The sequence below is a fragment of the Rhodococcus sp. IEGM 1318 genome, assembly GCF_033142465.1.
Lineage (GTDB): Bacteria > Actinomycetota > Actinomycetes > Mycobacteriales > Mycobacteriaceae > Rhodococcus_F > Rhodococcus_F qingshengii_B.
This window is the reverse complement of record NZ_JAWLSC010000003.1, coordinates 66,664-88,571: the sequence shown is the minus strand read 5'-3', so window position 1 is coordinate 88,571 and position 21,908 is coordinate 66,664. Positions and strand designations below refer to the sequence as shown.

The window sequence follows — 21,908 nt, the reverse complement described above, 5'->3', positions numbered from 1 at the left end:
CGAGAGACCTCGCCGCCAACGACGAACAATTTCAATCTGTGGAGAACTCCAGGGTTGTGGAGAAACGATCAGGCGCTCGCGTCGATCGTGATGTCGATGTCCGGTAGCGGACACACCACAACACCGATCGCGCCGACTCCGACGTGCGCTCCGATAACCGCACTGAAGTCGGTGACCACGGATTCCGCTACATCGGGAATGCGCTCGGCCAACTGTTCGGCTATCCCGTCCGCGCGCTCTCGTGCTCGCATGTGATGCACGGCTATCGCCACACGACCGAGACCGGCGCGTTCGACTGCCGAATCCACCAAGCGTGCAAGCGCTTTGGTGGTGGTGCGTGTTTTCTCGCCGAGCACGAGCTTGCCGTCCACCAGATGCAGGATCGGCTTCATCGCCAATGCAGTACCCAGCAACGCAGCCGCGGTTCCGATTCGTCCGCCCCGGCGCAACTGATCAAGTTTGTCGACCACGATGTAGCAGCGCCCACGGCTTGCGACGTCGACCGCCCGGCCGTACGCCTCTTCGAGTGAGGCACCCTTCTCGGCCAAGCGTGCAGCTTCGAGAGCGGGATATCCCAAACCCATTCCGGCGGACTGTGAATCGACGATCCGGACCGCGCCACCGAACTCCTGGGCAGCGACTCGTCCGGCTTCCCACGTTCCCGAGAGCTGACGTGAAATATGAATGGCGAGGACACCGTCACCGTCGCTCATCTCCAGGGCGCGTGCGTACGCTTCGGACAACTCGGCGGGCGACGCTCCGGCCGTTGTCACTCCCGACAGATCGTTCGGCATTGCGTCGACACCCTCACGCAAGTCGCAGCCGTCACGGAGCACATGGAGGGGAACCACCTGAATGCCACATGCGTCGGCCGACTCCTGCGGGATGCAGGCGGAGGAATCCGTGACGACGACGACCGGCATTCTGCTACCCGACTTCGCTCGGCGGTGATACCAGTTGCGGCGAAACCACTTTCTTCGACTCCACCCCGCGAATCGCAGCGATCATCGCGCGGGCTACGCCGACGTGACCGTCCCAACCCCAGTGGATACCGTCGGGATTGCCGTTCTCGGAAAAGACGTTGTCTCGCACTGCATCCGCGAGGTCGACCACGGGAACGTCTTTCTCCGTTGCCCACTCGGTGATCGCGGACACCGCGGCCGGCCGGCCGGCGTGCACGCTCGCGTAGGCATCGCTGCGGTGCACGGATGGCAGGGTCGCGATCATCGGCAGTTCCGGCCGCATGTACTCCAACGCGTTTCGCGAGCTTTCCAGATACTCGACGCTCAGCTTGGGAGGAAGGGCGACCGGGCGGCCCAGAGGTGCAAGCCGCGGCTGCAGCCACTGATAGCCCTCGCGCACCACGCGTCGAAGCGCCGGAGGACGAACGTAGCGGATGGTCTCGCGGAGCGCGGTAGGCAATGGGGACGGCAGCGAGTCCATACCGCCGACCGCGAACACGACGGCGCCGGCCCGCGGCACCGCCGCCCACACACGAGGATCCTGAGTCAGTGCCCACCACGCGTCGCGGCACGTCCAGCCGATACGCGCGACCAACTCGACATCCCAGCCGAGTTCGTCGGCCACGATGTTGGGCCAGATGCGTGGATGATCTGCCGCGAGGCCGCCTTTGGGGCCGAAATACGACAGCGAATCCGCGAGCACAAGGAGGACGGGGCGCTGCCCGTCGGCACTTTCAGAGGACGTCATTTGCGACACTCGCAGAAGCATTCCATACGTCGAGTCGCCACTCGATCGACTTGACGTCACCATGTCCGCTGAGTTGCACCCAACTTGTGTTTCCCAATCCGCCGAGGACGGCCCAGCGATCGATGGGCAGGTCGAGCAATGCCGCTGTCAGTGCCGCGATCAAACCTCCGTGCGCCACCAGAACCACGGGCCTCTCGGCCCAGTCCGGGTGCGTCTGGAGTAGTTCGTGAACTACGGGAAGGCTGCGATTAGCGACGTCGATTCGGCTTTCACCGCCGGGCGGCGCCAACGTGGCATCTGCCCGCCAGGCAGATCGCACACCGGGAGTGCGCTCGTCGACGTCGTGATGGGTCAGGCCCTGCCATTCGCCCAGGTGTGTCTCACGCAGACGCGTGTCGGTGAGGACCGGAAGTCCGGCGGCATCACCGACAGCGACGGCCGTGAAGTACGCCCGACGCAGATCCGAGGACACGATCGTCAACGGCTTGCGATCGGCGATCACCGGACCTGCACTCTTGGCCTGGGTACGCCCCAACTCCGACAGGTCGGTGTCGAGTTGCCCCTGCATCCGAGAGTCGGCGTTGTATTCGGTCTGCCCGTGACGTAGCAGGATGAGTCGGCGGACAGGGTTCGACGCCGCACTGGGCGCCGATGAAGTCACAGCGAGGGATCCTGCGCGTCCGGCTCGGAAACCGTGTCGGTCTCGAACACCGTGTTGGCGTCGGCGGGGCCGGGACGGTTCTGTCCGAGACCTTCGACCTCGACCGTCGGGCAGTCCTTCCACAGGCGATCGAGAGCGTAGAAGTTGCGCTCCTCGTCGTGCTGGACGTGGACGACGATGTCGGCGTAGTCGAGCAGTGCCCAGCGGCCCTCGCGGGTGCCTTCACGACGGACAGGCTTGTGTCCGGCTTCGCGGAGGCGATCCTCGATGTTCTCGACGATCGAGTTGACCTGACGCTCGTTGGTCGCGGACGCGATCACGAAGCAGTCCGTGATGACAAGCTGTTCGGACACATCGAGCACCACCACTTCGGTGGCCAGCTTCTCGTCGGCTGCCAGGGCCGCGATGCGTGCCATGTCGATGGCTTCGGTGTTTGCGCTCACTCGATGTTCTCCAGTTTCGTCTTCAGAAAATACAGATTGTTCTCGGCAAGCGAGAACGTGTTTTTAGTTCCCGGCTAGCTCGAGTCGGTTGCGCCCGGGACGGCTTCCGACTTCCCCGGCGCGGGCTCCGACATCGTTGTAGCTCCGTCGCGGCGCTCCGCGTCGACAGGTCGATACAGGTTCCGCTTCGAGATGTACTGCACCACTCCGTCCGGCACCAGGTACCAGACAGGGCGGTCTTCACTTGCCCGACGCCGACATTCAGTCGACGAAATGGCAAGTGCCGGAATCTCTATCAACGTGACCGCGTCGGCGGGCATGGTGTCGAGGTGACCGGCCAGGTGTTCGGCATTGAGATCGAAACCCGGTCGCGATACCCCGACGAACTTCGCCAATGCGAACAACTCTTCCCAATCTTGCCAGGAAAGGATGCTGGCCAGCGCATCGGCACCGGTGATGAAGAAGAGTTCGGCGTCGGGGTGGTAGGCCCGGAGGTCTCGCAGTGTGTCCACGGTGTACGTGACTTTCTCACGATCGACGTCGACCCGAGAGACGGAAAACCGCGGGTTGGAGGCGGTGGCGATGACCGTCATGAGGTAACGGTCCTCGGCAGGACTGACGCCCTTCCCCTGCTTCTGCCAGGGCCGTCCGGTGGGGACGAAGATCACTTCGTCGAGTCCGAACCTGTCGGCGACCTCACTCGCCGCAACGAGGTGCCCATGGTGAATGGGGTCGAAAGTGCCACCCATCACTCCGAGGCGTCGAGCACGTTCCACCGATAGTCCCTTCTGCACGAGTGTCGAGCTTACGGGTCAGACCGGCAGCAGTCGGGACACGACTTCAGCGAGCTGCTGGGCCGAGCGGCACTCATGCATGCTGATGACCTCGTTGTAGACCTTTGCAGCGGAGTCGCCCGTCCCCCATTGCCCCTTCGGCTCAGGGTTGAGCCAGTGCGCGTGCTTGGCTACTGCCACCATCTGCGACAGCGACTGGAGGTTGGGATCGCGGTAGTTGTTGCGACCGTCGCCCAGGACCAACAGCGACGTGCGACTGGTGATGCTCTGCGCGAACTTCTCCTGGAACACACCGAAAGCGTGTCCGTAGTCGGAGTGGCCGTCATAGGTGATCAGTTCGGCCTCACGCACCATCCGTGACATCGCGGACCCGAGGTCTGCGTTCGAGTCGAAGAACCGCGTGACCTCGTCGGTCGTGTCGATGAACGCGAACACCCGCACGCGCGAGAACTGCTCGCGCAACGCGTTGACGAGCAGCAGGGTGAAATGGCTGAACCCTGCCACCGAGCCGGATACGTCGCACATCACCACAAGTTCGGGCCGCGCTCGCTTCGGCTTGCGCTGCACCAGATCGATAGGCACTCCACCCGTCGACATGGACTTGCGCAAGGTGCGACGCAGGTCGATCGAACCCGCGCGGGAGCGGCTACGACGCACAGCGAGACGGCTGGCCAGCAGACGAGCCAGGGGGGCGACGTTCTTCTTCAGCGTGGTCAGTTCGGCGTCGGAGGCCCGCAGGAAGTCGACTTCCTCGGCGAGTTTCGGAACGCCGTACGTGGCGACCCGTTCCTTGCCCAGATTCTCAGCGGTGCGTCGACGCGTTTCCTTCTCGACCATCTTGCGGAAGTCCGCGATGCGCTGCGCTGCCGTGCGCTTGGCGACCTCGGATTGATAGTCGGAGTTGTCCTTGCCTTCGGACCCGGAACCCTCTTGATTGCCGAGAAGACCCTGCAGGATCTTGTTGAGCAAAGTCTCCGGCGCGACGTCGCGCAGTGCCTGGTAAGCGGAGAACGACGGGCCGTTGCTCGACTGGTACTGCCCGAGTTCCTCGACCATTGCCGCGGTGAGAAGTTCGGTCAACTCCATCGCCTCGTCGCTGCCGTCTGTCAGCAATTCGGCGATCAGCTCACGCAAGGCCTGCAGATCGATCGAACCGTCGGGCTTACGAGGCAGTGACACGTCGACGTCTCCGACCGCCCGGTCACCGATCGCTTTGGGAAACCACAGATCGAAGACGGCATCGAACGTGGCCCGGTGGGTCGGCCTCCGCAGGAGCGAGCACGCCAGCCCTTCACGAAGAGCCTCACGATCGAGCAGATCGAGAACCGACATGACCTGACCGGCGTCGACGGTCTCGGACGGTCCGACCATGATTCCGCGTCGTCGCAGCGCCTCGACAAAATCGACGAGGTGACCGGGAATCCCGTGCGGCGCTGCCAGGCCGCCAGGCGAAAGCGGCGACGTCGATCCTGCGGGAGCCATGTCAGACCTCAGTTCAGCCGAAGTTCAGCGGCGGCACGCACCTGGTCCGACTGGTGCTTGAGTATCACGCCGAGCGTGGCGCGAACGGCATCGTCGTCGAGAGTGTCCATGCCCAGAGCCAGGAGTGTGCGGCCCCAGTCGATGGTCTCCGACACCGAAGGGACCTTCTTGAGCTGCATTCCGCGAAGAACACGAATGGTGTTGACCAGCTGCTCGGCAATCGCTTCGGGCAGTTCCGGCACCCGACTGGCGAGGATGCGGCGCTCGAGGTCCGCATCCGGGAAGTCGAGATGCAGGAAGAGGCAACGACGCTTGAGTGCCTCGGAGAGTTCGCGAGTGGCATTCGAGGTCAACACAGTGAAGGGCTTGCGGGTGGCGGTAATAGTTCCGAGCTCGGGGATCGTGACCGCGAAGTCGCTGAGGACTTCGAGGAGCAGTCCCTCGATCTCGACGTCTGCCTTGTCGGTCTCGTCGATCAACAGCACCGTCGGGTCCTCGCGGCGAATGGCCTTGAGTAGTGGACGTGCGAGAAGGAACTCCTCCGAGAACACATCCGCCTTCGTCGAATCCCAGCTGTGGTCAACTGCGACATCACCCCTAGCCCCGCTCGCCCCGCCCGACTGAATTCGGAGAATCTGCTTCGCGTGGTTCCACTCGTACAGCGCACGAGCCTCGTCGACACCCTCGTAGCACTGCAAACGCACCAGTTCGGCACCCGTGGTCTGCGCGACCGCGCGGGCGAGTTCTGTCTTTCCGACACCGGCCGGGCCCTCGATGAGCAGCGGCTTGCCCAGGCGGTCGGCCAGGAACACCGAGGTGGCCGTGGCCTTGTCGGACAGGTAGCCGGTTTCGGCCAGACGTTCGATCACGTCGTCGACGGTCGAGAAGAACGGCGTCGTGTCGGGAAGTGCTCGGTCCACGGTTAACTCCTTGAGAGGTGGGGCAAGTCTGGTGAAAGATCAGGCGGGTCGGGTGTGCCCGTCGCCCCAGACGATCCACTTCGTGGACGTCAGTTCCGGCAGCCCCATGGGGCCGCGCGCGTGCAGTTTCTGGGTGGAGATGCCGATCTCGGCGCCGAATCCGAACTGTTCACCGTCGGTGAATGCAGTCGACGCGTTGACCATCACTGCCGCGGCGTCGACGCGAGCGGTGAACTCGCGGGCAGCCGAGAGATCGGACGTCACGATGGCTTCGGTGTGGCCCGTTCCGTACTGGTCGATGTGCTCGACGGCAGCGTCCAAGTCCTTGACGACCTTGAGAGCGACGTCGAGGGTGAGGTATTCCTTCGACCAGTCGTCCTCGGTGGCGGGGACCAGTCCCGGCAATTCACCGTGCACTACAACGTCGTGCATCTGGAGCGCTTCAAGCAGCTTCGGCACGGCGGTCTCGGCGATCGCAGCGTCGACCAGCACGGTTTCGGCTGTATTGCAGACACTGGGCCGACGGGTCTTGGAGTTGAGAAGAATCTTCTCGGCCATCAGGAGATCGGCGGCCGAGTGAACGTAGACGTGGCAGTTGCCGACACCGGTCTCGATGGTGGGCACGGTGGCATCACGCACGACTGCGCTGATCAAGCCGGCACCGCCGCGCGGGATGACTACATCGACGAGGCCGCGGGCCTGGATGAGGTGTGTGACCGTCGACCGATCCGCACTCGGCAGAAGTTGAACGGAGTCCTCGGGGAGGCCCTGAGCAACCAACGACGCGCGCAGCGCCTCCACCAACGATTCGTTGGACTTGACTGCCGAGGACGAACCACGAAGCAGCGCAGCATTTCCCGACTTGAGAGTCAGCCCGAAAGCGTCGACGGTGACATTGGGGCGAGCCTCGTAGACCATGCCGACGACACCGAGCGGAACGCGCTGCTGGCGTAGTTCCAAGCCGTTCGGCAGAGTTGATCCACGAAGCACCTCACCGATCGGATCGGGTAGCCCGGCAACCTGACGCAAACCCGACGCGATGCCCTCGATCCGGTCAGCGGTCAGCCGAAGACGGTCGAGCAGTGATTCCTCGGTGCCGCCGGCCTTCGCGGCGTCGATATCGAGAGCGTTGGCCGCGAGAGTCCGATCACTGGCCGCGAGTACCGCGTCGGCTGCGCCGTGGAGCGCAGCGTCCTTCTGCGCGGTGGTCAGCAGAGCCAGGACGCGCGAGGCCTTACGGGCTCGGCGGGCGGCGTCGTGCACGACGGCCTTGGTGTCGGACGCATTCGAGTCGACGGTTTCTGCGGTGGATGTCACAGCGGTCATGAATACACATTAACCACCCACCGTGGCGGCCTGCTCGGCGGAACAAGGCTGTGACCACCCGAGAACAATTCGGCGGACCGCCGGGGAACAATTCGGCGGACCGCCGGGGAACAATTCCGGCGCGAGGCACTGTTGCACCCACCGACCTTCTTCTTCGAGTCAGGAGCCATCCGTGAGTGTGTTGTTCGAGCCATTGACCCTGCGCGGCGTCACCATCCCGAACCGCGTCTGGATGGCACCGATGTGCCAGTACTCGGCTGACGTCATCGGCGACCAGGTCGGAGTGCCCAACGAGTGGCATCGCACGCACTTGGTGAGCCGCGCGATCGGCGGCACCGGCCTGATTCTCACCGAGGCGACGGCCGTCAGTCCCGAAGGCCGGATATCGGCAGCTGATCTGGGAATTTGGAACGACACGCAGGCGCAAGCCTTCGCCGAGATCAACGCACAACTCGCGTACTTCGGCGCAGTGCCTGGGATCCAGCTGGCACACGCCGGACGCAAAGCGTCGACGCAGGTTCCGTGGCGCGGAGGCAAGAGCCTGCCAGCCGATGACCGTCTGTCCTGGCAGACAGTGGCTCCCAGCGCGGTTCCGTTCGGCCATCTCGCCGATCCGGTCGAGCTCACCACCGAGGGCATCGAAAAGGTCGTCGCGAACTTCGCAGCGGCGGCAACCCGCGCACTGAAGGCCGAATTCAAGGTCGTGGAAATTCACGCGGCTCACGGATACCTGATCCATCAGTTCCTCTCCCCCGAGAGCAACAAGCGAACTGACCGCTACGGCGGAAGCTTCGAGAACCGCATTCGGTTGCTCCTGGAAATCCTGAGTGCCGTCCGCGAGGTGTGGCCGGCCGAGTTGCCGCTCTTCGTCCGGGTCTCGGCGACGGATTGGCTGACGGAAGAGCGCGGACTGGAAGTCGACAGCTGGACCGCCGATCAGACCGTTGCCCTCGCCAACATCCTCTCCGACTACGGAGTGGATCTCGTCGACGTCTCCACCGGCGGTAATTCACCGGCGGCGCAGATTCCGGTGGAACCGGGATACCAGGTTCCGTTCGCCCGTCGGCTACAGAACGAGAGCCTGCTACCGGCCGCCGCCGTCGGCCTCATCACCGAACCCGAACAGGCCGAGAAGATCGTCGAGGACGGAAGCGCAGTGGCGGTGCTCCTCGGCCGCGAGCTGCTGCGTGATCCCTACTGGGCGCGCCGGGCGGCCCGGGAACTGAACGCCGAGGTAGGACCACATATCCCGTCGCAGTACGCCCGCGCCTTCTAGCCCGAAAATCGGCGCCCGCGCACAACTTTGATAGCGTAAGCGTCTTACTTGCCGGTAGTCCGGAGCCCTGTGGGCTCCGGACACTGCCGCGGGCCAGAGCCGTGCGACGGGGGTCGCAACGAGCCACAGGGCACGCGGACGCTCGATTTCCCGACCGGCTCATCGGCGAGTGGGCAACGAAAAGAAGCGTGCATCAGGTACGTGCCCCGCTCGGTTCGATGATTGCGCTGGGGAGCGCATGTCATGACTACACCAGAGAACTCGATCAGCGCTCTCGAAGTGGCCGAATCACCCGATGTCTGCGTCACCGACAATGCGTCCGTCAAGCGCGCTGTCAAGGCGACGATGCTCGGAAATGCCATGGAGTGGTTCGATTTCGGCGTTTACGCATATCTAGCTACCACTATCGGAAAAGTGTTCTTCCCGGACGCGAGCGGCAGCGCTCAACTCCTCTCCACCTTTGCAATTTTTGCGGCAGCCTTCATCGTCCGCCCACTCGGCGGATTGTTCTTCGGTCCGCTCGGTGACCGCATCGGACGCAAGAAAGTCCTGGCCACCACCATCATTCTGATGGCGGGCAGTACCTTCGCCATCGGCCTCATCCCGAGCTACGAATCCATCGGTATCGCCGCCCCGATCCTGCTGGTACTCCTACGCCTACTGCAGGGCTTTTCCACCGGCGGCGAATACGGCGGGGCCAGTACGTTCGTCGCCGAATACGCGCCGGACAAGCGGCGCGGATTCTTCGCCAGCTTCCTCGAATTCGGCACCCTGGCAGGATATGTGGCGGCAGCGGGCATCGTCACGATCATCCAGACCGTCGTCAGCGCCGAGGACCTCCTCCAGTGGGGCTGGCGCATCCCCTTCCTCATTGCCGGACCGCTGGGTCTCATCGGCCTGTATCTCCGTCTGCGCTTGGAAGAAACCCCCGCGTTCCAGATGATGGAGCAGGCCGAAGAGCGCTCCCTCGCAGACGAATCCACCGGCAAGAAACTGCGCGAAACTCTCGTCGACAACTGGCGACCGCTCGTCCTGTGCATCGTTCTCGTGGCCACGTACAACATCGCTCACTACGGCCTGCTCAGCTACATGCCGACGTACCTGACAAACACGTTGGGCTACGACGAATCCCACGGACTCATCCTGATGATCATCGTCATGATCGTGATGATGATGGGAATCAGCTACGTCGGAAAGTTCTCGGACCGAGTCGGGCGTAAACCATTGCTGCTCAGCGGCTTCATCGGATTCTTCGTCCTTTCCCTGCCCGCATACCTGCTGATCGGCGTCGGCAATTACGTGACAGTCTTCCTGGGACTCGCAATTCTCGGCGGATTGCTCCTGCTGTTCGTCGGAGTGTTCCCGTCGGTGCTGCCCGCACTGTTCCCGACCGGAATCAGGTACGGCGGCTTGGCAATCGGATACAACCTCGCGGTCTCCATCTTCGGCGGAACCACTCCCCTGGTGCTGACTGCCCTCGAAAGTGCAACGGGCAGCAACCTGGTCGCGCCGATGTACATGATGATCGCCGCAGTGATCGGCGGTATCGCGGTACTGCTCATCCCCGAGACGGCCCGCAAGCCACTCGACGGTTCGCCGCCCTCCGTCGCCACCGACGAGGAAGCACGTCGGATCATCCGCAAGGTTCGTCGAAAGAGAATGAAGGCCGATAGCCTCGAGGTATGAGCACGCCTCGAATCGTCGTCGTCGGCAGTATCAACATGGACCTGACCACCTCAGTAGCCAGATTTCCCGCTCCGGGAGAAACGCTGCTCGGCACTGCCTTTGCCACCACAGTGGGAGGCAAAGGCAGTAATCAGGCCATCGCCGCCGCGAAGGCAGGAGGCGACGTGTCGTTCATCGGAGCGGTCGGCGACGACGGTTTCGGCACCCAGTTGCGAGACACGCTAGAAGGCGCCGGCGTCGACACCGCATTGCTACGTAGTGTCGACGGCCCGAGTGGCGTTGCCGCCATCACCGTGAGCGAGGACGCGGAGAACAACATCATCGTCGTCTCAGGCGCCAATTCCTCGGTCACCTCGTTGTGCGATGCAGACCTCGACGCGATCGCACACGCCGACGTTCTCCTGTGCCAACTCGAAATACCCCTCGACACGGTCACCGCAGCGGCCCAGCACGCGCGTGCCAACGGAACAACCGTCATCCTCAATCCTTCGCCGGTACAAGACCTTCCGGGCGCCCTGATCGAGTCTGTCGACATCCTGATCGTCAACCAGACGGAGTCGGAGCAGTTGGCCGCGGTCACCGGTCACGTCCGATACCTCGTCACGACGCTCGGGGCAGGCGGCGCGGATCTCAGGTCGGGCGAGAAGACAATTCACGCCGACTCCCCGGCCGTGACCCCCGTGGATACAACCGGCGCAGGCGATGCCTTCACTGGGGCCTTCGCCGTGGAGTGGGTGCAGGACCAGGAACGCGCCCTGCAGTTCGGTGCCACGGCGGGAAGCCTGGCGACGACGGTTCGCGGCGCTTCGGTGTCGTCACCCACTCGCGCTGCGATCGAGAAAGTGCTGAAGCGTCAGGCTTGACTCTGACACGGAAAGCTCGGCTTGACTCTGACACGGAAAGCTCGGCTTGACCCTGACACGGAAAGCTCGGCTTGACCTTGACACGGAAAGCTCGGCTTGACCCTGACACCGTGTGAGGTCGTAAACCTGTAGGTGTCGGGTTCGTGAGGGAGAAACGGGGCAAGCAACCATGTTGAGCATCGGAGACTTCGCGAGAGCCAGTCGTGTGTCGGTGCGCATGCTCCGCCACTACGACGCCATCGGCCTGCTCACACCCGCGAGGGTCGACGCATCCACCGGGTATCGCTCGTACACCGCGGGCCAGTTGGCGCTGCTCAACCGCATCGTCGCGCTCAAGGAGTTGGGCCTGACCTTGACCCAGGTCCAGCAGGTGGTGGAGTCAGCGATCACCGTCGACGAGATCCGCGGGATGCTCACGCTTCGCCGAGCAGAGCTCGAAACCCGAATCCAGGAAGACACCGCGCGACTGGCGCATGTACAGGCGCGCCTCCGCATCATCGAAAGTGAGGGACAGATGTCCGCATACGAGGTTGTGATCAAGTCCGTTCCGGCGCTGCGGGTCGCGGAGTTGACCGGTACCGCCAAGACGATGGATCCGTCGTCGATCGGTCCGGTGGTTCGTGGGCTGTACGAGCGGCTTTGTACCGGCTTGGATCGCGCCGGCGTCGTCCCGATCGGACCCGCTGTCGCGTACTACGAGGATGCCGGTGACGACGAGAACGTCGTCGTCCATGCGGCGCTACCGGTCAACGCGGATCCTGAGGGCGACTACGAGTTCGCTGTGGTGGACCTGCGGGCCGAAGAGCAAGTGGCCTCGCTGCTGCACAAGGGTTCGATGGACAACTGCCTGCCCGCTTATCAGGCGTTGGCTCAATGGATCGACGCAGCGGGATACCGCAATGCCGGCCCCAGCCGTGAGGTGACGCTGGCGTGCCCGGAGGATGTCGACGGCTGGGTCACCGAGCTGCAGGAACCTGTTGCCAAGGCCTGAAGCCCGCACGTGTCGGCAGGGTCGTGCACCATGGGGTCCATGACCACCGCCACTGCCCCAGCCATGCGCGACGAAGCCGAGCGGCTGCTCCGCGAACTCGCGGGGCCGGATGCCCGCCTACGCGAGGACCAGTGGACGGCCATCGAGGCGCTGGTGGTGCAGCGCAAACGCGCGCTCGTCGTACAGCGGACCGGCTGGGGCAAGTCGGCGGTCTACTTCATCTCGGCGAAGCTGCTCCGGGCAACAGGCCACGGCCCCACGGTCATCGTCTCTCCGTTGTTGGCCCTGATGCGAAACCAGGTCAGTTCTGCCGAGCGTGCCGGGGTGCGCGCCGCAACCATCAACTCGGGCAACGTCACCGAGTGGGACGACATCCACGCCCGCGTTGCAGCCAACGATCTCGACGTACTGCTGGTCAGCCCCGAGCGCCTCAACAACCCCGACTTCCGCGATCAGGTTCTTCCGTCCCTGGCAGCTGATGCCGGCCTGGTAGTGGTCGACGAGGCCCACTGTGTTTCCGACTGGGGACACGACTTCCGTCCCGACTATCGGCGCATCAGAACATTGATCGCCGAACTCGGCGAGGGCATTCCCGTCCTCGCGACCACGGCTACGGCCAACAACCGAGTCGTCGAGGACGTGTCCGCCCAACTCGGCGTCGGCGGCGAGGAAACGCTCGTGCTTCGCGGCGGGCTCGAACGCGAGTCGCTTCACCTTTCCGTGGTTCACATTCCCGAGGCGACGGCGCGCGCTGCCTGGCTCGCCGACATGCTCGAGACGCTGCCGGGATCGGGCATCATCTACACACTGACGGTCTCGGCCGCACGAGACCTCGCAAGCCTGCTCTCCGAACGCGGGCATACCGTCGCTGCCTACACGGGCCAGACCGATCCCACCGAACGTGAATCCCTCGAGCAGGACTTGTTGGGCAATCGTGTCAAGGCCCTGGTGGCCACCTCGGCCCTCGGGATGGGCTTCGACAAGCCTGATCTCGGGTTCGTCGTCCACCTCGGCGCACCGTCGTCGCCGATCTCGTACTACCAGCAGGTGGGCCGCGCCGGTCGTTCCACCGACAGGGCCGACGTGATCCTGCTGCCGGGCGCCGAGGACAAGCAGATCTGGAGCTACTTCGCCTCGGTCGCCTTCCCCCGCGAGCATCTCGTCCGCAGCGTCATCGAGCACCTCGACACCGAAAAGGCCACGTCGACACCGGCACTCGAACCTCTGGTGGAGCTCAATCGAACGCGTCTCGAGATGGTCCTCAAAGTCCTCGACGTCGACGGCGCGGTCAAACGTGTCAAGGGCGGCTGGATCAGCACCGGCGAACCTTGGGTGTACGACGCCGAGCGCTACGGCCGACTCGACGACGCTCGCCAGGCCGAGCAGGCCGCAATGGTCAAGTACCAGAGCATCACGACGTGTCGAATGACCTTCCTGCGTGAACAACTCGACGATCCGGGCCTGACCTCGGAGAACTCACAGTGCGGTCGCTGCGACAACTGCACCGGCGATCGCTACGACACCACTGTCGACACAGCCGCCCTCGACGAGACTCGGGCGCGCTTGCAGCGCCCCGGATTCGACCTGGAGCCGCGCAAGATGTGGCCGACCGGCCTGAGCAAGCTGGGCGTCAAGCTGTCCGGGAAGATCACCGAGGGACCGGAAACCGGACGCATTCTCGGACGGATGTCGGACCTGGGCTGGGGCCAACGTCTCCGCGCGCTTTTCGACGGTCCCGACGCCGAGGTACCCGATGCGGTGGTCAGCGCGTGTATCAGCGTTCTGGCGGCCTGGAATTGGGCCGAGCGCCCCACCGGTGTCATGGCACTCGAATCCACGACGCATCCGTTGCTGGTGTCGAGCCTGGCTGCCAAGCTGGCCGAGGTCGGGCGATTGACCGACCTGGGCACCCTTCGCTTGCGACCCGACCACCCTCCGGTGTCGGCAGCGAACTCCGCCTATCGCGTGTCCGGACTGGTCGATGTTTGGGAAGTCCCGGACATGAGTATCCACCAGGGACCAATACTTCTTGTCGACGCAATCGCCGATACCGGTTGGACTTTCACGATGGCCGCACGCGCACTTCGACAGGCTGGTGCTCACTCTGTACTTCCGTTGGCGCTCGCGAGCCCGAAATAGCGAGTTTTTGCCCGAAATAGTCGCTCCGACAACGGCAAAAGTTACATAATGTGAGCACCATCACATTCATGTCCTCACCTGGGGCGCAACGGGTTCCCCACGGCCCGAAACGGACATCTGCATGACTTCGACAGCAATGATTGTTACGTTCAGATGACCGATGAAGCCTGTTGATACGAGAGCTATCCCGACCACCGCGCCGGACGCGGTGTTGTTCAGAAGCCCACAGATCCATGACGGAGTCCGGCTCTGGGAGATCGCACGTGATTCGAAGGTACTCGACCTCAATTCGAGTTATGCATACCTGTTGTGGTGCAGGGATTTCAGCGCGACGTCCATCGTCGCAGAGGTAGACGGCCGCGTAGTCGGATTCGTTTCCGGTTATACCCGTCCCAGCGCGCAGGAAACCCTGTTCGTGTGGCAAGTTGCGGTCGACGAAGACCAGCGCGGCAAGGCAATTGCTGCCCGCATGCTGTCCGACTTGATGGATCGCACTGCCCCGCTGGGTGTTACACACCTGGAGACGACGATCAGCCCCGACAACGAGGCTTCGATCGCACTCTTCACTGCGCTCGCACGTCGACGCGAAGTACCGATAACCAGGCAGACCTTGTTCTCGCCCAACGATTTTCCCGATGGACACGAAGCCGAAAATCTTTACACGATCGGCGCCTAGCGCACTTCGCGCTCGGCATACAGCATGCCCCGGAGGAACAAAGAAGATATGAATATCAACGAAGCAAGCATTTTCGAAACCCTCGAGTCCGAGGTTCGCAGCTACTGCCGTGACTGGCCCGCAGTGTTCACCAGCGCATCCGGATCCTGGATTCGTGACGAGAACGGACGCGACTACCTCGATTTCTTCGCCGGCGCCGGCGCACTCAACTACGGCCACAACAACCCGGTGCTCAAATCGGCACTGGTCGACTACATCATGAACGACGGCATCACGCACGGCCTCGACATGTCCACCGTCGCCAAACGCGAGTTCCTCGAGACCTTTCAGCGCAACATCCTCGAGCCGCGCGGCCTGGACTACAAGGTCCAGTTCCCCGGCCCGACCGGCTCGAACACCGTCGAGGCTGCACTGAAGCTGGCTCGCAAGGTCACCGGACGTTCGGCAGTCATCAACTTCACCAACGCATTTCACGGAATGACACTTGGTGCACTCTCGGTGACCGGCAACTCGATGAAGCGCGCGGGCGCCGGTGTCCCCCTCGTGCACACGACACCGATGCCCTTCGACAACTACTTCGACGGCGTCACCGAGGACTTCCAGTGGTTCTCCCGCGTTCTCGATGATTCCGGCAGTGGAATCAACCGCCCCGCGGCAGTGATCGTCGAAACCGTGCAGGGTGAAGGTGGCGTCAATGTCGCTCGCCCCGAATGGCTTCGGGCGCTGGCAACACTGTGCTCGGATCGCGGAATCCTGCTGATCGTCGACGACGTCCAGATGGGTTGCGGCCGCACCGGCCCGTTCTTCTCCTTCGAAGAGGCCGGAATCGTTCCCGACATCGTCACATTGTCCAAGTCGATCAGCGGCTACGGAATGCCCATGGCGCTCACGCTGTTCAAGCGTGAACTCGACGTCTGGGGACCGGGCGAGCACAACGGCACCTTCCGTGGCAACAACCCGGCGTTCGTCACCTCCAAGGTGGCACTCGACCACTACTGGTCCGACGACGCACTGACCAAGACAACGCTGAAGAAGGGCGCACGCATCAGCGAATGCTTCGCCAATCTCTCCGATCAGTTCCCCGGCGAGGTCTCTCACCGCGGACGCGGCCTGGTCCAGGGCCTGGTCTTCGACCAGCCGGAGCGCGCCGGAAAGGTCTGCCAGCTGGCATTCGACGAGGGACTGCTCGCCGAGACCTCCGGACCCTCCGACCAGGTTGTGAAACTGCTTCCGGCACTGACGATTACCGACGAAGAGCTCGAGCACGGCCTCTCCATCCTGGCCGAGGCGACACTCAAGGTCTGCAGCTAGAGGAAGGACTCTCCCATGATCGTTCGCACCACCACCGAGATCACCGACACCGACCGCGACATCACGAGTGAGGACGGCAACTGGCGCAGCAAGCGCATCGTCCTCGGCGGCGACCGCGTCGGGTTCTCGTTCCACGAGACCACCATCAAGGCGGGTTCGGTCAACGAGTTCCATTACGCCAACCACGTCGAGGCCGTCTGGCTCGTCGAGGGCACCGGCAAGCTGATCGACCTCGACAACAACAAGGAATACGACCTCGCACCGGGGTCGATGTACCTGCTCAACGGCCACGAGCGTCATCGGGTCGAGCCCGACACGCAGATGCGCATGCTGTGCGTCTTCAATCCGCCGGTCACCGGGCGCGAGGTACACGACGAGAACGGTGTCTACCCACTGGTGGAGGTCCCCGCGTAGCGTCTAGTCATGGCGACTGACACCTCTCCACGCGTAGCGATCGGCCCCGTCCCCGATGCACTGCTCGACAGCGCGGTGCTTCGGGGCGGTGGTCTGATCAGTCCGATCGACACTGCCGACGCCCTGATCTGGGCGGGCTCACCCGAAACATTTCCGTCTGAGTTACCGGCGTCGGTCAGGTGGGTGCAGCTGCCGTCGGCGGGAATCGAGGATTGGTTCGACTCCGGTGTGATTCCGAAGGACACGGATATCACGTGGACCTCGGCGGCCGGCGCGTTTTCGGCTTCGGTGGCCGAGCACGCGCTCATGCTGCTGTTGGCCGGAGTTCGTCACCTGCCCGCGCACATCGAAGCTCGAACGTGGCGTCAGTTCGAGTTCTTTCCCAAGATCGGCACCCTTCGTGGTTCGACGGTTGCGATCATCGGCGCAGGCGGTATCGGCCGCGCGCTGATTCCGATGCTGGCCGCGCAGGGGGCGGACAGCATCGCAGTCAATCGTTCCGGTAGCCCGGTTCCCGGGGCGATCTCCACGTACCCCGCATCCAGGATGGATGAAATCTATTCTCGCGCAGATCACTTCGTGATTGCCGCCCCGGCCACCCCGGCCACCCGTCACCTCGTGGGCCGTGCGCAGTTGGCGGCGATGCAACCCCATTCCTGGGTGATCAATGTCGCGCGCGGATCACTGGTCGACACCGACGCGCTGGTCGAGGCAATCGAGTCGGAACAGATCGGCGGCGCCGGTCTCGACGTCACCGATCCCGAACCCCTCCCGGACGGTCACCCTCTGTGGGATCTGACGAATGCGATCATCACACCCCACGATTCCAATCCGCCAGGCGTTCGCCCCGCCGCGTTCGCGGATCACGTCTCCAAGAACGTGACCCGCTTCGCGAAGGGTGAGGCGCTGGCTGCCCTCGTGGACCCCGTCGCCGGATACTGAGCACGCCGCCGAAGCCTGAATGATCCGGCGAAAGCTGCCGAAAGTTACTGTGGCGACTCCGTATCCGGGAAGAAGAGCGCCCGCGCCCGGCGAGCGACTTCCTCGGCAGGTACATCCTCGACCTTCGTGCATACTGCCCACCTGTGGCCGAAAGGATCGAGAAACACCCCATGCCGGTCGCCCGAAAATGTATCGGCCACAGCCGTGACCAGCGTGCCTCCCTCGGCGACGGCCCGAGCGACAAACTCGTCCGTGTCCTCGATGTAGACGACGATCGACGAATGCACCCAGCCGTCCTGCGGTGATTTGAGACCGAAGTCCGGCATCTCCTGCGAGAGTTGCAGCATCGAATCGCCGATCCGGATCTCCGCATGCATGAGGGAGCCGTCAGGTGCGTTCATCGCATCGACTATCTCGGCTCCAAGTGCTCGTTTGTAGTAGTCGAGTGCGGCATGACCGTCCGGCACCGCAAGGTAGGGAGTGATCGTGCGGTAACCAGCAGGGATTGGGTTCACTGTGTTCATGTCTACGAGTATTGACGATCGCACACGTGTTCTATTGAACATTTCGGACTTCCTCCGCGCCTCCGTCTCGCACACGCGCCTATCCTGGAATGGTGCCTACCGACAACAGCCGCCTCGACGCCCTTCCCGAGCTCCTGGCCGGCCGTCGCCTGGCAGTTCTGACGGGCGCCGGCATCTCCACCGACTCCGGAATCCCGGACTACCGCGGACCTGATTCACCCCCGCGCAATCCGATGACGTTCCAGCAGTTCATCGGCGATCCGGCGTTTCGGCGGCACTACTGGGCGCGCAACCACATCGGCTGGCGATACATGGACAGCTCGCGACCCAACCAGGGCCACCGAGCCGTCGCGGCACTCGAGCGAACAGGGCGAGCCATCGGTGTGATCACCCAAAACGTCGACCTCCTGCACACCAAGGCCGGCGCGCGAAACGTCATCGACCTCCACGGCACCTACGCGCAGGTTCGATGCCTGAGCTGCCAGCGGCTGATCTCCCGCACCACTCTCGCGGAGAGACTGGAAGAAGCCAACCCAGGATTCGCCGAAACAGTCGCTGCTGCAACAGGAGTCGAGATCGCGCCCGATGCAGATGCCGTGATCGAATCCACCGCACACTTTCGCGTCGTGGATTGCGCCGTGTGCGGTGGGCTACTCAAGCCGGACATCGTCTACTTCGGTGAATCCGTCCCCAAGGAACGTGTGGCCCGTGCATACAGCCTCGTCGACCAAGCCGATGCACTGTTGGTAGCCGGGTCGTCGTTGACGGTGATGTCCGGTCTGCGTTTCGTTCGGCATGCCGCCAAGACCGGGAAGCCGATCGCCATCGTCAATCGCGGAACGACTCGCGGCGACGAATTCGCCGAACTCAAGCTCGAAGTCGGTTGTGCTGAAGCACTTTCCGCCCTGGTCGAGCACGACAGTTACAGCGCCACCAAGTCGTCCGCGTGAACCACGGGACGCTGCATGTCGGCCGGTAGATCGGTGGTGGAGCGCCCCAGGATCTCCTCGATCTCCGTAGCGTCGAATGCGACGACACCCCGGGCGACGGGCTTCTCCCCCGGCCCCATCAGGGACACGACGTCGCCGGCGTGGAAGTCACCGGATACACCGACAATGCCCGCAGACAGCAGGCTTCGACGCTTGGACACGACCGCGCGAACGGCGCCGTCGTCGAGGTGGAGGTCGCCCTGTGTGTCGGCGGCGTGACGGACCCAGAATCGGCGAGCCGACAATCGCGTCGGCCGCGGCGCAAAAGCGGTTCCGACATCGGCACCACTGAGTGCTTGCGCGGCGTCCGAGGCTGCGGCCAGCAGAACCGGCACTCCGGAATCAGCGGCCAGGCGTGCTGCTGAGAGCTTTGACGCCATGCCTCCGGTACCGAGAGCGCCACCCGAACCGGCAACCACACCGTCGAGATCCTCGGGACTGTTGACCTCGGGAATCAGTGTGGCATCGCCCTTTCGGGGATCGCCGTCGTAGAGACCGTCGACATCCGACAACAGGATCAACGCGTCGGCACCGACCAGATGCGCAACCAGAGCAGCCAGCCGATCGTTGTCACCGAACCGAAGTTCGGTGGTGGCGACAGTGTCGTTCTCGTTCACGATTGCCACCGCGTGCAACGCCCGCAGACGATCGAGCGTCCGTTGAGCGTTCCGGTGCTGCGTCCGTCGAGCGATGTCATCCGCAGTGAGAAGGACCTGCCCGACGGTGCGCCCGTAACGGGCGAACGACGTACCCCAGGCGTGAGCCAGCGCCAACTGTCCGACGCTGGCCGCGGCCTGCTTGGTCGCGAGATCCCGCGGTCGCTTAGTCAGTCCCAGCGGTGCCAATCCAGCTCCGACGGCACCGGACGAGACGACGACAACATCGGAACCCGCACGCATGCGGGCCTCGATGGCATCGGCCAACAGATCGAGTCGGTGAGTATCGAGTCCCGCGACCAGACTGGTGAGCGCAGACGACCCGATCTTCACGACGATACTGTGAGCCGACGCTATCGACTCCCTGGTGGACCCGAGCACAGTCCCGTTCCCTCTCTTCGGTTTTCGTCCTGAAATCGCGTGTGTCAGGCGTCTTCGTCAAGCAGACCGCGGCGGACGCGACGAGCATGCTTGCGCTCGTCGGCGCCGATGCGCTCCACCTGATCGAGACGCGGATCGGTTCCACGGCCCGTTCGGGTCAGATCGATACCGGCCGGCGTCATCGGCTCCCACTCGAAGCTCACGTCACCGATGGTGACGGAAGCACCTGGCTGAGCGCCCTTCTTGACCAATGCGTCCTCGACACCCAATCGAGCAAGACGGTCTGCGAGGTAGCCCACGGCTTCGTCGTTGTCGAAGGCGGTCTGCCGAATCCACCGCTCCGGGCGAGTGCCGCGGACGACAAATCCGCCGGGAATATCGGGATCCTTCTCGATCGTGAAGCTGGAATCCTTGACCTTGACCGGGCGAATGACCTGGCGCTTCGGCTCGGGCTTCGGATGGGCTTCGCGGTAGTCACGGACCATCTTCGCCAGCGCGAAGGTCAACGGTCGCAGGCCTTCTCGGCTCACTGCGGAGATAGTGAAGACCGGCCATCCGCGGGCTTCGATCTCAGGCGTGACCATTTCGGCCAACTCGGCTGCCTCGGGAACGTCGGTCTTGTTGAGGATGACGACCCGCGGACGCTTGTCGAGGTCACCGAGTCCCGAGTCGCCGGAGAGCGCGGGCGTGTATGCAGCCAGCTCTGCTTCCAAGGCGTCGATGTCAGAGATCGGGTCGCGTCCCGGATCGAGAGTGGCGCAGTCGATCACGTGCGCCAACACGGCGCAGCGTTCGATGTGGCGCAGGAAGTCCAGGCCCAAACCGCGGCCTTCGCTGGCGCCGGGGATCAGCCCGGGCACGTCGGCGACGGTGAAGGTGGTGTCACCGCTCGAGACAACACCGAGGTTGGGGACCAGAGTTGTGAAGGGGTAGTCGGCGATCTTCGGCTTGGCCGCCGACAGAACGGACACCAGCGAAGACTTACCGGCAGAGGGGAATCCGAGCAGACCGACGTCGGCTACCGACTTGAGCTCGAGAACCAGGTCACGCTCGACACCGTCCTCACCGAGGAGTGCGAAACCGGGAGCTTTGCGGGCCTTCGACGCCAGCGCTGCGTTACCGAGTCCGCCGCGGCCGCCCTGAGCGGCGTCGTAGCGCGAACCGACTCCCACGAGGTCGGCCAGCACGTTGCCGTCGGTATCGAGAACGACAGTGCCATCGGGGACCTTGAGGATGAGGTCTTCACCGTTTGCACCCTCGCGATTGCTGCCGGCGCCCTGCTTGCCGTTGGTCGCCTTCGCGTTGGGATGGAAGTGAAAGTCGAGGAGGGTGTGGATGTTCTCGTCGACTACAAGGATGACGTCGCCACCGCGACCTCCGTTGGCACCGTCCGGACCGCCGAGCGGTTTGAACTTCTCGCGGTGTACGGAGGCGCAACCATTGCCGCCTTTTCCAGCGCTGACGTGCAGCACAACACGGTCAATGAATCGGGACATGACTGCCGGATCCTTCCTCAGTCAATTGCGGGTCTCACGCGATGAGCTGAACTTCTGGTGAGCAGGGTTGCTCGGGATAACCAGGTACTGCTTAAACAAACGATAGGGGCGGACCGGGTTATTTCAACCCTGGTCCGCCCCTATCGGGAGCTTGGAACGCGTCACTCTCTTACCGAAAGCAGAACCGGCTTACCGAAGTAGAACCGATGACGCACAACTAGCGAGAAA

General features: G+C 63.6%; 21 protein-coding genes. 10 read left to right on the top strand and 11 right to left on the bottom strand.

Annotated features, from left to right (window positions below):
- Positions 1–68: 68 nt before the first annotated feature.
- The 8 genes from R4P65_RS08550 to R4P65_RS08515 all read right to left on the bottom strand — a co-directional run bounded on the left by R4P65_RS08550 (position 69) and on the right by R4P65_RS08515 (position 7,336).
- Positions 69–923 (bottom strand): DegV family protein, encoded by an 855-nt coding sequence (locus tag R4P65_RS08550; protein WP_317826188.1) that lies wholly within the window; start codon positions 921–923, stop codon positions 69–71.
- Positions 924–927: 4 nt separating this feature from the next.
- Positions 928–1,710 (bottom strand): diglucosylglycerate octanoyltransferase, encoded by a 783-nt coding sequence (octT, locus tag R4P65_RS08545; protein ID WP_019749052.1) that lies wholly within the window; start codon positions 1,708–1,710, stop codon positions 928–930.
- The gene (locus R4P65_RS08540; RefSeq protein ID WP_269590745.1) at positions 1,697–2,371 is read right to left on the bottom strand and encodes a histidine phosphatase family protein; all 675 of its coding nucleotides are present in this window, start codon (positions 2,369–2,371) and stop codon (positions 1,697–1,699) included. Before R4P65_RS08540 ends, octT begins: the two co-directional genes overlap by 14 nt.
- Positions 2,368–2,814 (bottom strand): ribosome silencing factor, encoded by a 447-nt coding sequence (gene rsfS, locus R4P65_RS08535; RefSeq protein WP_003944502.1) that lies wholly within the window; start codon positions 2,812–2,814, stop codon positions 2,368–2,370. The genes R4P65_RS08540 and rsfS overlap by 4 nt, the downstream gene beginning before the upstream one ends.
- Before the next feature lie 74 nt (positions 2,815–2,888).
- A complete protein-coding gene (gene nadD, locus R4P65_RS08530; RefSeq protein WP_269590744.1) occupies positions 2,889–3,608 on the bottom strand; it encodes a nicotinate-nucleotide adenylyltransferase in 720 nt (239 codons plus the stop codon).
- An 18-nt stretch (positions 3,609–3,626) separates the two neighbouring features.
- Positions 3,627–5,090 (bottom strand): vWA domain-containing protein, encoded by a 1,464-nt coding sequence (locus tag R4P65_RS08525; RefSeq protein WP_317826187.1) that lies wholly within the window; start codon positions 5,088–5,090, stop codon positions 3,627–3,629.
- Positions 5,091–5,098: 8 nt separating this feature from the next.
- Positions 5,099–6,010, bottom strand: a complete 912-nt coding sequence (locus R4P65_RS08520; RefSeq protein WP_317826186.1) for a MoxR family ATPase — start codon at positions 6,008–6,010, stop codon at positions 5,099–5,101.
- 39 nt (positions 6,011–6,049) lie between these two features.
- Positions 6,050–7,336 carry a glutamate-5-semialdehyde dehydrogenase gene (locus R4P65_RS08515; RefSeq protein WP_317826185.1) on the bottom strand — a complete coding sequence of 429 codons (1,287 nt, stop codon included), beginning with the start codon at positions 7,334–7,336 and terminating at the stop codon, positions 6,050–6,052.
- A gap of 172 nt (positions 7,337–7,508) precedes the next feature.
- On the opposite strand from R4P65_RS08515, the gene R4P65_RS08510 reads away from it, so the two are divergent.
- From R4P65_RS08510 to R4P65_RS08470, 9 genes are all read left to right on the top strand, one after another.
- The gene (locus tag R4P65_RS08510) at positions 7,509–8,612 is read left to right on the top strand and encodes an NADH:flavin oxidoreductase/NADH oxidase (RefSeq protein ID WP_317826184.1); all 1,104 of its coding nucleotides are present in this window, start codon (positions 7,509–7,511) and stop codon (positions 8,610–8,612) included.
- A 243-nt stretch (positions 8,613–8,855) separates the two neighbouring features.
- Positions 8,856–10,298, top strand: coding sequence for an MFS transporter (locus tag R4P65_RS08505; protein ID WP_317826183.1), 1,443 nt, complete (start codon positions 8,856–8,858; stop codon positions 10,296–10,298).
- On the top strand, positions 10,295–11,161 hold the full coding sequence (locus R4P65_RS08500) for a ribokinase (RefSeq protein WP_317826182.1): 867 nt from the start codon (positions 10,295–10,297) through the stop codon (positions 11,159–11,161). Before R4P65_RS08505 ends, R4P65_RS08500 begins: the two co-directional genes overlap by 4 nt.
- A gap of 169 nt (positions 11,162–11,330) precedes the next feature.
- Complete coding sequence (locus R4P65_RS08495; protein ID WP_317826181.1) at positions 11,331–12,152, top strand: MerR family transcriptional regulator; 822 nt, start codon at positions 11,331–11,333, stop codon at positions 12,150–12,152.
- A 39-nt stretch (positions 12,153–12,191) separates the two neighbouring features.
- The gene (locus R4P65_RS08490; RefSeq protein WP_317826180.1) at positions 12,192–14,291 is read left to right on the top strand and encodes a RecQ family ATP-dependent DNA helicase; all 2,100 of its coding nucleotides are present in this window, start codon (positions 12,192–12,194) and stop codon (positions 14,289–14,291) included.
- 160 nt (positions 14,292–14,451) lie between these two features.
- Positions 14,452–14,967, top strand: coding sequence for a diaminobutyrate acetyltransferase (gene ectA / locus R4P65_RS08485; RefSeq protein ID WP_317826179.1), 516 nt, complete (start codon positions 14,452–14,454; stop codon positions 14,965–14,967).
- Between the two features lie 48 nt (positions 14,968–15,015).
- Positions 15,016–16,278, top strand: coding sequence for a diaminobutyrate--2-oxoglutarate transaminase (gene ectB / locus R4P65_RS08480; protein WP_230813966.1), 1,263 nt, complete (start codon positions 15,016–15,018; stop codon positions 16,276–16,278).
- Between the two features lie 15 nt (positions 16,279–16,293).
- Positions 16,294–16,692: an ectoine synthase gene (locus tag R4P65_RS08475; protein ID WP_003944463.1), complete on the top strand. Its 399-nt coding sequence runs from the start codon at positions 16,294–16,296 to the stop codon at positions 16,690–16,692.
- A 9-nt stretch (positions 16,693–16,701) separates the two neighbouring features.
- A complete protein-coding gene (locus tag R4P65_RS08470) occupies positions 16,702–17,634 on the top strand; it encodes a D-isomer specific 2-hydroxyacid dehydrogenase family protein (RefSeq protein ID WP_003944513.1) in 933 nt (310 codons plus the stop codon).
- A gap of 44 nt (positions 17,635–17,678) precedes the next feature.
- Here the strand turns inward: R4P65_RS08470 and R4P65_RS08465 are convergent, their stop codons facing one another.
- On the bottom strand, positions 17,679–18,200 hold the full coding sequence (locus tag R4P65_RS08465; protein ID WP_317826178.1) for a VOC family protein: 522 nt from the start codon (positions 18,198–18,200) through the stop codon (positions 17,679–17,681).
- A gap of 50 nt (positions 18,201–18,250) precedes the next feature.
- Between R4P65_RS08465 and R4P65_RS08460 the strand changes: the two genes are divergently transcribed.
- Positions 18,251–19,108 carry an NAD-dependent protein deacetylase gene (locus tag R4P65_RS08460; RefSeq protein ID WP_317826177.1) on the top strand — a complete coding sequence of 286 codons (858 nt, stop codon included), beginning with the start codon at positions 18,251–18,253 and terminating at the stop codon, positions 19,106–19,108.
- Here R4P65_RS08460 and proB read toward each other — a convergent pair.
- Together proB and obgE are read right to left on the bottom strand one after the other, a co-directional pair.
- Positions 19,081–20,184 (bottom strand): glutamate 5-kinase, encoded by a 1,104-nt coding sequence (gene proB, locus R4P65_RS08455; protein ID WP_317826176.1) that lies wholly within the window; start codon positions 20,182–20,184, stop codon positions 19,081–19,083. The genes R4P65_RS08460 and proB overlap by 28 nt on opposite strands.
- 44 nt (positions 20,185–20,228) lie before the next feature.
- A complete protein-coding gene (gene obgE / locus R4P65_RS08450; protein WP_019749068.1) occupies positions 20,229–21,680 on the bottom strand; it encodes a GTPase ObgE in 1,452 nt (483 codons plus the stop codon).
- Between the last annotated feature and the right edge of the window lie 228 nt (positions 21,681–21,908).

Bases quoted from the DNA above. Each gene is read 5' to 3' on its own strand.
- R4P65_RS08550 (WP_317826188.1), bottom strand. From the start codon at position 923: ATGCCGGTCGTCGTCGTCACGGATTCCTCCGCCTGCATCCCGCAGGAG.
- octT (WP_019749052.1), bottom strand. From the start codon at position 1,710: ATGACGTCCTCTGAAAGTGCCGACGGGCAGCGCCCCGTCCTCCTTGTG.
- R4P65_RS08525 (WP_317826187.1), bottom strand. From the start codon at position 5,090: ATGGCTCCCGCAGGATCGACGTCGCCGCTTTCGCCTGGCGGCCTGGCA.
- R4P65_RS08515 (WP_317826185.1), bottom strand. From the start codon at position 7,336: ATGACCGCTGTGACATCCACCGCAGAAACCGTCGACTCGAATGCGTCC.
- R4P65_RS08505 (WP_317826183.1), top strand. From the start codon at position 8,856: ATGACTACACCAGAGAACTCGATCAGCGCTCTCGAAGTGGCCGAATCA.
- R4P65_RS08500 (WP_317826182.1), top strand. From the start codon at position 10,295: ATGAGCACGCCTCGAATCGTCGTCGTCGGCAGTATCAACATGGACCTG.
- R4P65_RS08495 (WP_317826181.1), top strand. From the start codon at position 11,331: ATGTTGAGCATCGGAGACTTCGCGAGAGCCAGTCGTGTGTCGGTGCGC.
- R4P65_RS08490 (WP_317826180.1), top strand. From the start codon at position 12,192: ATGACCACCGCCACTGCCCCAGCCATGCGCGACGAAGCCGAGCGGCTG.
- ectA (WP_317826179.1), top strand. From the start codon at position 14,452: ATGAAGCCTGTTGATACGAGAGCTATCCCGACCACCGCGCCGGACGCG.
- ectB (WP_230813966.1), top strand. From the start codon at position 15,016: ATGAATATCAACGAAGCAAGCATTTTCGAAACCCTCGAGTCCGAGGTT.
- R4P65_RS08475 (WP_003944463.1), top strand. From the start codon at position 16,294: ATGATCGTTCGCACCACCACCGAGATCACCGACACCGACCGCGACATC.
- R4P65_RS08470 (WP_003944513.1), top strand. From the start codon at position 16,702: ATGGCGACTGACACCTCTCCACGCGTAGCGATCGGCCCCGTCCCCGAT.
- R4P65_RS08465 (WP_317826178.1), bottom strand. From the start codon at position 18,200: ATGTTCAATAGAACACGTGTGCGATCGTCAATACTCGTAGACATGAAC.
- obgE (WP_019749068.1), bottom strand. From the start codon at position 21,680: ATGTCCCGATTCATTGACCGTGTTGTGCTGCACGTCAGCGCTGGAAAA.